Source organism: Moorena sp., from assembly GCF_982860115.1.
Genome location: NZ_CEYLVT010000259.1, coordinates 1 through 9703, shown reverse-complemented (window position 1 = coordinate 9703; position 9703 = coordinate 1). Strand labels below are relative to the sequence as shown.

At 43.9% G+C, this 9703-nt stretch carries 6 protein-coding genes and 1 pseudogene; 4 read left to right on the top strand and 3 right to left on the bottom strand.

What is annotated here, in order from left to right:
- Together AC4II3_RS28295 and AC4II3_RS28290 are read left to right on the top strand one after the other, a co-directional pair.
- Window positions 1-525 (top strand): annotated as a pseudogene (locus AC4II3_RS28295) (RNA-guided endonuclease InsQ/TnpB family protein); the annotation flags it as partial.
- A 54-nt stretch (window positions 526-579) separates the two neighbouring features.
- Window positions 580-1599, top strand: a complete 1020-nt coding sequence (locus tag AC4II3_RS28290) for a PDDEXK nuclease domain-containing protein (RefSeq protein ID WP_488017416.1) — start codon at window positions 580-582, stop codon at window positions 1597-1599.
- Between the two features lie 265 nt (window positions 1600-1864).
- On the opposite strand, the gene AC4II3_RS28285 is transcribed toward AC4II3_RS28290, so the two are convergent.
- Window positions 1865-6469: a non-ribosomal peptide synthetase family protein gene (locus AC4II3_RS28285; RefSeq protein ID WP_488015283.1), complete on the bottom strand. Its 4605-nt coding sequence runs from the start codon at window positions 6467-6469 to the stop codon at window positions 1865-1867.
- A 658-nt stretch (window positions 6470-7127) separates the two neighbouring features.
- Here AC4II3_RS28285 and AC4II3_RS28280 point away from each other — a divergent pair.
- Both AC4II3_RS28280 and AC4II3_RS28275 read left to right on the top strand, forming a co-directional pair.
- A complete protein-coding gene (locus AC4II3_RS28280) occupies window positions 7128-7580 on the top strand; it encodes a nucleoside deaminase (RefSeq protein WP_488015281.1) in 453 nt (150 codons plus the stop codon).
- Between the two features lie 17 nt (window positions 7581-7597).
- Window positions 7598-7792: a hypothetical protein gene (locus AC4II3_RS28275; RefSeq protein ID WP_488015279.1), complete on the top strand. Its 195-nt coding sequence runs from the start codon at window positions 7598-7600 to the stop codon at window positions 7790-7792.
- A gap of 102 nt (window positions 7793-7894) precedes the next feature.
- Here AC4II3_RS28275 and AC4II3_RS28270 read toward each other — a convergent pair whose 3' ends face one another.
- The gene (locus AC4II3_RS28270) at window positions 7895-8476 is read right to left on the bottom strand and encodes a glycosyltransferase family 4 protein (RefSeq protein ID WP_488015285.1); all 582 of its coding nucleotides are present in this window, start codon (window positions 8474-8476) and stop codon (window positions 7895-7897) included.
- Between the two features lie 9 nt (window positions 8477-8485).
- Window positions 8486-9184 (bottom strand): hypothetical protein, encoded by a 699-nt coding sequence (locus tag AC4II3_RS28265; protein WP_488015277.1) that lies wholly within the window; start codon window positions 9182-9184, stop codon window positions 8486-8488.
- Window positions 9185-9703: the final 519 nt, after the last annotated feature.

Sequence of the window (9703 nt, the reverse complement as noted above, 5' to 3'; positions counted from 1 at the left end):
TTATGCAAAGCCGAACACCCATAAAGGCTCCACTATCTAAGGTTTCGTCTCCGGCGCGTTGCGTAGTCCGTTCGCGTAGCGTCGGCTTCGCCGAATCTAACGATCTGGTTGCCTATGAAGATTTAAGGGTAAAAAATCTGGCTAAAAACCATTGTCTTGCTAAGTCTATTAATGACGCAGGTTGGTATCAATTCAGGAAATGGATGGAGCATTTTGGCACAAAATTTGGAAAGGTAACGGTTGCAGTAAATCCCGCCTATACCAGCCAAAATTGTTCCAACTGCGGTGAGGTTGTTAAAAAGTCTCTATCAACTAGGACTCACACCTGTAAATGTGGATGTGAACTTGATAGAGATCACAATGCCGCCATAAATATCCTAAAAAGAGCCTTGAGTACGGTGGGGCACACCGGAACTTGGGTTGTCAAAAACCTAAACGCTTCAGGAGATCCGACCTCTACTCTTCCTGGTTCCGGCCAGCTATACGCAAGTTAGATCGTTGAGTGAAGAATCCCCGCGTCTTTAGACCGGGGAGTGTCAAGATCACCTTTTGGACAAATGTTGTTGAATCGGAAACCAGATGAGTGACTTGGATTCAGGGAAGTATCGGCAACTACTAGTAGAAGTCAAGGAGCGCATTCGCGAGGCCCAGTACCAATCCCTCAAAGCAGTCAACAAGGAATTAATTACTCTTTATTGGGATATTGGACGCTTAATTGTTACCCGTCAACAGGGAGAAACCTGGGGTAAATCAGTCGTAGAACAATTAGCAAAAGACTTACAAGCGGAGTTTCCAGGTATCAGTGGCTTTTCGGTTCGGAATATCTGGAATATGCGCAATTTATATCTCACCTACTCTCAAAATGAAAAACTGCAACCAATGGTTGCAGAAATTGGTTGGAGTCATAATTTGCTTATTATGCAAAAGTGTAAAGATGACTTAGAGCGAGAGTTTTATATCCGGATGACGCGGAAATTTGGCTGGACAAAAAATGTTTTGATTCACCAAATTGAGAATCAAACCTACGAGAAAACGTTGCTCAATCAAACTAATTTTGAACAGACAGTTTCCGAGGAGATTCGTAAGCAAGCTAAGTTAGCCGTTAAAGATGAGTACATCTTTGATTTTTTGGAGCTAGCCGATCAGTACAGTGAGCGTCAGTTAGAGCAAGCAATTCTAGCCAAGGTCGAACCATTTTTACGGGAAATGGGAGGAATGTTTGCTTTCATTGGCAGTCAGTATCGCTTAGAAATTAGCAACAAAGAGTATTTCATTGATTTGCTGTTATTTCATCGCCATCTCAAATGTTTGGTAGCCATCGATTTAAAAATAGGGGAGTTTTTGCCAGAATATATAGGCAAGATGCAGTTTTATTTGGCAGCGTTAGATGACAAAGTTAGGCTAGAAGAGGAGAATTCTGCCATAGGAATTATTCTGTGCAAGTCTAAGGATAAGACCATTGTGGAATATGCCTTGAAGGAGTCAAACAAACCGATTGGTGTTGCTACTTATCGAATAGTTTCAACGTTACCACAACAGTTGCAGAATCAACTTCCTGCACCTGAACAAGTGGCTCTGTTATTGGAGGGGGTGGAGTAAGCTCATAAGGGTAGGTTTTTTACTTTGACCTCAGGTGTGGGGTGTAGGGGGTGGGGTGTGGGGTGTGGGGCATAAGAAAGCGATGCATCGCTTTGCGTCAATTCTTGTCCACTGTTCCCTGTTCCCGTCTTGATGCAATAGCGAGTGGGGGAAACCACGGCAGTCGCTCATGGGGGGAACCCCCAAGACCGCGCTGCCTTCCCAAGACCGCGCTGCATCGCTGTTCCCTGTTCCCGACAACTGCCGCGAAGTCTAGTAAAAAGGTTCAATCCTTCAAAAATCCACTTTCTCTGAAGTAGCAGAGGTAAGTTTTAAATAAATCCTGATTAACCTCCGGTAACTGGATACCACTTCCCCTTAAACCATCAACCACATTGCGACAATCGTACTCAATTAAGTTTGTTATGTTCGACGGTGATTCCGGGAAGTTAGGTAAGTAAGGGTAGAGAGGATTTTCCATATCCTCTATCAACTTAGAACGCCAATGAGTATAGTCAATTTCTTGTAAGCTATAGCCCAGGGAGCGCACCCAGTCAAAAATCTCCCTCAGATGCACCGATTTGGGATTAATTAAATGGAATGCCTTCCCAAATAAACGGTTTTGTTGAGACAGACAAACAATCGCTCGGCTGACATAATCTACTGGGACAAGGTTTTCTGCTAAACCACTCCAGCTGGGAAAACATTTGAGTCGAATACATCCTTTCACCCGTCGCGAGAGTAAGTCATCGAAACTAGACACACCGGTTTGACTGTGACCACTAATCCTCGAAGGTCGATAGATAGTTATGGGCAAACCGCGCTTGGCAGCTTCCCAAACTAACTGCTCTGCTACCCACTTGGTCTGAACATAGCCTACTTTTGGTAAATCATAATAATTGGCAGTAGCTGACTCGAGAATGGGTTGATCAGTTTGGGATGTTGATAACACGCTGATGGTAGAAACGTAATGAACAGGTTTGAGCTTCCCTAGACTGGCCAGTCTCAACACGTCTTGGGTTCCCAAAACATTCGCATCTTTTAAAATAGGGTAAGACCACACATGATTAACATAGGCTCCAGCGTGATAAACAACATCAATTTCTTGGCATAAATTATTATACTCAGTTGCTGAGAGTCCAAAACGACTGCTTCCTAAATCTCCAATGATGGGAATAATTCGAGATGTAAAATTATCACTCCATAATCCAGTTGCTTCTAACTTGTTCAATAGTCTTTCTTTGCCAGCATCTATATGCTCGGCGCGAACCAAGCAATAGACAGTAGCATCCGTTGTGGTCAAGAGTTCAGAAAGTAAATGAATTCCCAAGAAACCTGTGGCACCGGTTAGGAAAATTCGTTCCATTGGACTGACGATTGGCGCGATCGCAGTTGATGGCTGAATATCTGGAGCTAAAGCAGCTTCTGCTTCTAAATCCCAAGTCTGGGATTGATAGTCTCCAGTTACTAAAGCGTGGTCGATTGCACTAGCCAAATCAGAAACAGAGGGATAATCAAACAATGCCCTTAGGGATAAATTAATCTCGAAGGCTTCACGAATCCGAAACATCAGTTGAGTGGCCAATAGGGAATGACCACCTAACTCAAAGAAACTATCCTCAAGGCTAATGCTCTGAGGGTGCAGGGAGAGAATTTCGGCAAAAAGACTAGCGATGCGAATTTGACTCTCTGTCTTCGGTGCAACGAAGTCACTACTTTGGCTGAAGACAGCAGAGGGGGCAGGTAATGCTTTGCGGTCTATTTTACCACTGGGAGACAGGGGTAATGACGTCAGGGGCACCACTACACTGGGAACCATGTAGTCTGGTAATTTCTGTTTGATATACTCTTTCAGGGCGCTGATGTCAAGATCATCATCCCCAACTACATAGGCTACCAGGCGCTTGTTTCCTGGGGTATCTTCCCGGCAGATAACGACGCATTCCTGCACGTGCTGGTAGTCACTGAGCACCGATTCAATTTCCCCGAGTTCGATACGGAAGCCTCGGATTTTGACTTGATGGTCAATGCGACCCAGGAATTCAATAGTGCCATCTGGTAAATACCGAGCTAAGTCCCCAGTTTTGTAGAGTCGAGCCCATGGATTATCACTAAATGGATGCTGAATAAATCGCTCTGCCGTTAGCTCAGGGCGATTAAAATAACCCCGAGCAAGCCCCACCCCGCCAATGTATAGCTCACCGGCAACCCCAATCGGAACTGGCTGGAAAGCTTGGTTTAGCAAATAGATTTGACAATTAGAGATGGGTTTTCCAATCGGGGGCAGGGCTGGCCATTGAGCAACGTCTTCTGGCAGGGTAAAGGCTGTCACCACATGAGTCTCAGAAGGCCCATAGTGGTTATGGAGAGTACATCCTGGCAAACGCTCCATCAAATCGCGAATGGCATTAGAGATTTGTAACTGTTCTCCTGCAGTAATGATGTCTTGCAAGTGGATGGGCAGTGATGGTGCTGTTTTCGCTACAGTTGCTAACTGTTGTAACCCAACAAAGGGTAAGAATAAACGAGCAATGTTTTCCTGGTTGAGTTTGGACAACAGTGCCATGGGGTCAGTGCGTATGTCCTCTGAGATTAAAACTAAGGTTCCTCCAGCACACAAGGTCGAGAAGATTTCCTGGAAGGAAACATCAAAGCTAATCGGGGCAAATTGGAGGGTGCGACCAGTGTTAGATGCTAAGGTCTGCTGAAGTTGCCAAACAATCAGATTCACTAAAGCTTGGTGGGGCATGGCAACCCCTTTCGGTTGCCCAGTTGACCCAGAAGTATAGATAATATAAGCCAGGTGATCTGGTGTAGTCTGGGCATTGAGGTTGGTGGGTAGATGTTGGGCAATGGTTGGCCAATCCTTATCTAAACAAAGGGTATGCTCAGCCATTAGCTGCACCTGGGATATTAAACACTCTTGGGTGAGTAGAATGGAAACTTGAGCAGTTTTCATCATGTAGGCCAGCCGTTTCTGGGGATAGCCAGGGTCTAGGGGCACATAAGCTCCCCCGGCTTTGAGAATTGCTAGCAGCGCGATCACCATCGAGAAGGAGCGCTCCAGACAAATTCCCACCGGAACATCTGGGCCAACACCCAAAGTTTGCAAATAATGGGCGAGTTGGTTAGCCTTTTGATTCAACTCCTGATAGGTCAGAGCTTTTTCGGCAAAACGTAATGCTACTGCATCTGGTGTCTTTTGGACTTGGGTTTCAAATAACTGGTGAACACAGGCATGGCGAGGAGAATCGGTTTGGGTCTGATTCCACTCCATTAACAATTGCTGTCGTTCAGCAGCACTCAAAATCGGCAATTGAGCAATGGTTTGTTCTGGAAATACAGTGATCCCCTCTACAAAAATTTGGAAATTTATTGTCATCCGCTCAATCGTTGCCCCATCAAACAGATTGGCATTGTATTCAAAAGCGCCAATCAGTTCTGTATCGGTTTGGTTGAGGGATAAAGTTAGGTCAAAAGTAGCCCCAGCAGTGGGTTTATCTAAAGACTTAGCACTGACAGTCAGCCCCGACAACTCTAGGGTTTCCTTCGGGAGATTTTGCAAGGTAAACATCACCTGAAAGAGGGGACTAACCCCTGGCAGCCGTTCCGGTTTCAGTTGCTCTAGCAGCAGGTCAAAGGGGATATCGGCATGAGCATAAGCATCTAAGGCCACTTGACGAACCTGGGACAGCAACTGATCGAAGGTATGCTCTGGCTTCGGTCGAGTGCGCAAGACTAAAGTATTAACAAAGAAGCCAATTAACGCCTCTGTTATGGCTGGGTTTCGGTTGGCGATGGGAGTCCCGACCACAATATCGTCTTGATTGCAATAGCGAGACAGAAAAGCGGAAAAGGCCGCAAAAAGCGTAATGAATAGGGTTGTGCCCTTACCCTGGCTTAAGACATGGAGTTGATCAGTTAGGTCCCGATTGAGGAGAAATGGAACCCGGCCAGATTTGAAGGGTTGAGTTGTGCGGGGACGATCCAGGGGGAGGTTAAGCACTGGGGTAACATCTGCTAATTGCTGTTGCCAGTATTTAATTTGGCTATCTCTAAACTCCCCGGTGAATCGGCGGCGTTGCCAAGCCGCATAATCAACATACTGAATGGGCAGAGCCGGTAATGATGGCGATGTTTGAGTTAAACCAGCCGTATAAAGCCATGAGAGTTCACAGAGCAAAACTTGTATTGACCAGTCATCACTAATGATATGGTGCATGGTCAATAGTAAAATTTGCTTTTCCTGTCCTAAGCAAATTAGCGTAAATCGTACCAGAGGGCCAACAGTTACATCGAAGGGGCGATTTTGTTCTTGGAGAATCACTTCCTCAATCACATCGAACCCCTCAGTAGCCAAGTCTACAATAGACAGGGGTAACTGAATATGTGAGGCAATCACCTGGAAAGGCATGCCCTCAAGAGCTTCAAAGGTCGTTCGTAGGATTTCGTGGCGGTCTATGAGGGTTGCGATCGCATTTTCTAAACTCGTTCTGTCTAATCGCCCGGTAATCACAAACGCTCTGACCAAGTTATAGGCAGCAGGATTCTCTTCCAGTGGAGCCAGAAACCAGAGACTTTGTTGGGTTAAGGATAGAGGAATCTCTGCCTCTGTTGCCGTGGGGGTGGGGACTAATGGATAGTCACCAGTGCTACAAGTGCTAGTATTTACTGATTCTAGGTAATTTGAGAGCAGGCTAATTGTTGGTGCTTCAAAAATCTGCAACAATGGCACTTCAATGCCTAGTCTATTAGAAATACGAGCCACAACTTGGCTGGCATGAAGGGAGTGTCCCCCTAATTCAAAGAAATTATGCTCAATGCCAATCGGCTCAATTTTTAGGACTTCAGACCAAATTTTGACTAAGGTTTCTTCTAAGCACCTAGACATAATTAATTACCATTACCCAATCTCTTTAACCCTGACATTGTAAGGCTTTTAGGTTTGGAAAATGTGTAATTAATTTTGTGCACCTGCTTATCAGCTATCAGCTATCAGCTAAAGGCCTACGGTCACGCTACTGTTCGCGCAGCGTGCGCGTAGCGCAATCGGTGTTTTTGAATAAGCGATGCCTCAGGTGCGACCCGTGGCGAATTTAATTCGACGACTGTAAACGCACCATTACGGTCTTGGGGGAAACCCCCACTCGCGCAATAATCAAGACAACAGGTAAGCATTGGAATAATGCTGAGTTACGGAAAACCCTCAGCTTATTGACATAAAACTTGACATAGTTCAATGATTTCCACCGCTCATATCATAAAATGCCAATTTTTTTTTTAAATTGTCATCAAACTTTATATAATAAATACTTAATTAATGTATAAGGGTTTATTATACTTATAGGTGTTATAGTTATAGTTTTAATAGTAATGAGTTAGAAAGAATTTTTTACCATTGTTCCTCTAGGAAATAGGTCAGCAGTCAGCAGTCAGCGGTCAGCTTGAAATAAATCTATGCAGGCCTATGGCCACGCTAAGGAAACGGGAGAATTTAATCTTGATAGATTTAGGAAAGATGCAGTAGCTCAGAGTGATGAGGTGGAATTGTGAATCAGTTTTTGCTAGCAGCATTTAAACAAGCTCAGATAGGTTTACAAGAGGGAGGAATACCTATCGGTTCAGTTGTGGTTAAGGGCGGTAAAATTGTAGGGCGTGGACACAACAGGAGAGTTCAAAAAGGTAGTGCAATCCTTCATGGCGAGATGGATGCTCTTGAGGATGTTGGCTCTCAACCTGCTTCTTTTTATCAAGATGTAGTTTTGTACACTACATTATCCCCATGTAGTATGTGTACTGGCGCTATTTTGTTGTACAAGATCCCTCATGTTGTGATTGGGGAAAACAAAACTTTTTTAGGTGAAGAAGAATTACTCCGTTCTAGAGGTGTGATTGTTGAGGTTTTAAATGACGATAGTTGCTATCAATTAATGCAAGACTTTATTCTGAACAACTCTAAACTTTGGAATGAGGATATTGGTATTGTTGATAATAATGATTGATAGCGGTTTTCAATTGGGTGAGGTACAGAATTGGGTTGGTGGTATGCTGCTCGTCTACCCAATCAGCGGGTGATTGTCAGCTTAATAAGCGATCGCAAACTGCTGCAGCAATACCGTCGGCTGGTATTCACAAGGCATTGCAGTCGGGAATTAAAGCAGCTGATGCGATCGCAAATTATTTTAAAGGTCATTTTCAATCTTTGAGCACCTAAGAATCTCAAGCGCTTCACCAGTTTGAACTGTATTTAGAAGACCGACGCAAATACTATTCTTATTCAAGGACAGATTGGGTTTGAACTACTTGTGTCAGGCAGTCAGGACTGTATCTTTGAGCTGGCTAGGTGGTCAGCAATCACCTTGTGATAGATCTTTATCATGTGATCTACCTTAACTTCCCAATCAAAATGTTGCATAACTTTCTTTTGGCCCATTATTCCCATATCTTGGCGTTTTTGGGGTGAGTGGGCCAGCGTCAGCATTGCATTGGCAAGACTATCAATAAACTCCTCACGAGAGGAGGGTTCTACAAGAATTCCACAAGAAGTATCGAGATAATCTGCTGGGCCTCCCCAATTAGTGGCAATCACTGGAAGTCCCTTTGCCATTGCTTCAAGCACCACTGCCCCACCACACTCTAAAAGACTCGGTAAAACAAATACATCAGACTGCTGTAATTGCTCTGAACACTTTTCTTGAGAAAGCCAACCAGCAAAAAATACTTTACCAGTATTGTGGATAGTTGTGGATAAAATATTGAGTTCTTGTGCTTGTTTCTCTAATTTATCCCTCTCTGTCCCCTCACCAATAATAGTTAAGGTAATAGGAAATTTCAGGGATGCTTTTTTAAATGAAAGCAGCAATAAATCAACGCCTTTCCAGTCCACAAGCCTACCGATAAAAACATTTTATGTTTTTATCGGTAGGCTTGTGGACGCAGATTTAAGAGGTTTAAATATAGATAAATCTACACCGTTTTCTACTATTTCAATTACTTGTTTACAGGCGACTTGAGGTAGTGCTTTTTGGGTTCGCTCATTTGCCACTATTAGTAATGCTGCCTGTTTCTTTCCAGGTATCAATTGGTTCATAATATTTGAAAACTTCCGTCCCAAAAATATGGTAAAGTTTACAGTTTTCTTTTGCAGTTTATGAAAACCTGGAGGATAGTCCATACCACCATTCATAGGACCAATAATGATCGGTACACCCATTCCAAACAGCATAGATGGCTCTTTAGGGGATACTGGAATCGGTTGATGAATAATATTGATCTGCTCCTGCTTAACAATACGGCGAATGATTTGCCGCTGGGTCAGCTGGGTCAAAAGACGCATAACTAGCCCTAGCGTAAAGTAGGATAAACGGGTAGGCAGCAGATGACCTAACTGCCACAACATACGATGCCAAATGGTGTCAGGAACATAAGCAATATGTTGATCTTGGGGAAATAATGCCTCTAATTCTGCACGAGTGCGTTCGTGTACGACTAACCAGGTAGGAATCCCTCGTTGGCGCAAAATTCGATAGTAATGTAATGGAAGAGCTGCTTCACCACCAAACTTTGCAGATGCATGTTCCGCTGCAATCAATACTCGAAGGTTCATATTATATACCCTATGTTCTGTGAGCTGTTTATGCACTAGCACCCGGGATTGACCTTTGGTCACGCTACGCGATGGGACCTAGGAGCCGCTAAAAGCGATCGACTACGCTTACTTTGTCACTCTAATTACCTAATACAGGGTAAATGTATATTGTCAATAAAATACTAATAGTTCTTAATAAACCCGGCCTGATTGTGCTTGTTGACAATGGATTTTCCAGATATAGCAGTCCTATATGATTCGTGAAATATATTGGCCACGCTGCGCGAACGCCAAATCGCTATAACCCTTGCCCAGCAACGATTACAGATTTTGCTGATTTTACAAATGATTTAGGATTGCTATAGGGGTAATTTTGATTAATAAAACCTCTCCCTATTACCTCACCTCCCTTTCAAGGGATTGAATTGGCAATTTATTGATTAGAATGAAACAGCCCTGCCTAATCGCTACTCCCTATTCTATATTCCCTGTTCCCTATTCCCTATTCCCTATTCCCTATTCCCTATTCCCTATTCC

Excerpts from the sequence above, each read along its gene's own strand:
- AC4II3_RS28290 (WP_488017416.1), top strand. The coding sequence starts at position 580 with ATGAGTGACTTGGATTCAGGGAAGTATCGGCAACTACTAGTAGAAGTC.
- AC4II3_RS28265 (WP_488015277.1), bottom strand. The coding sequence starts at position 9,184 with ATGAACCTTCGAGTATTGATTGCAGCGGAACATGCATCTGCAAAGTTT.
- AC4II3_RS28285 (WP_488015283.1), bottom strand. The coding sequence starts at position 6,469 with ATGTCTAGGTGCTTAGAAGAAACCTTAGTCAAAATTTGGTCTGAAGTC.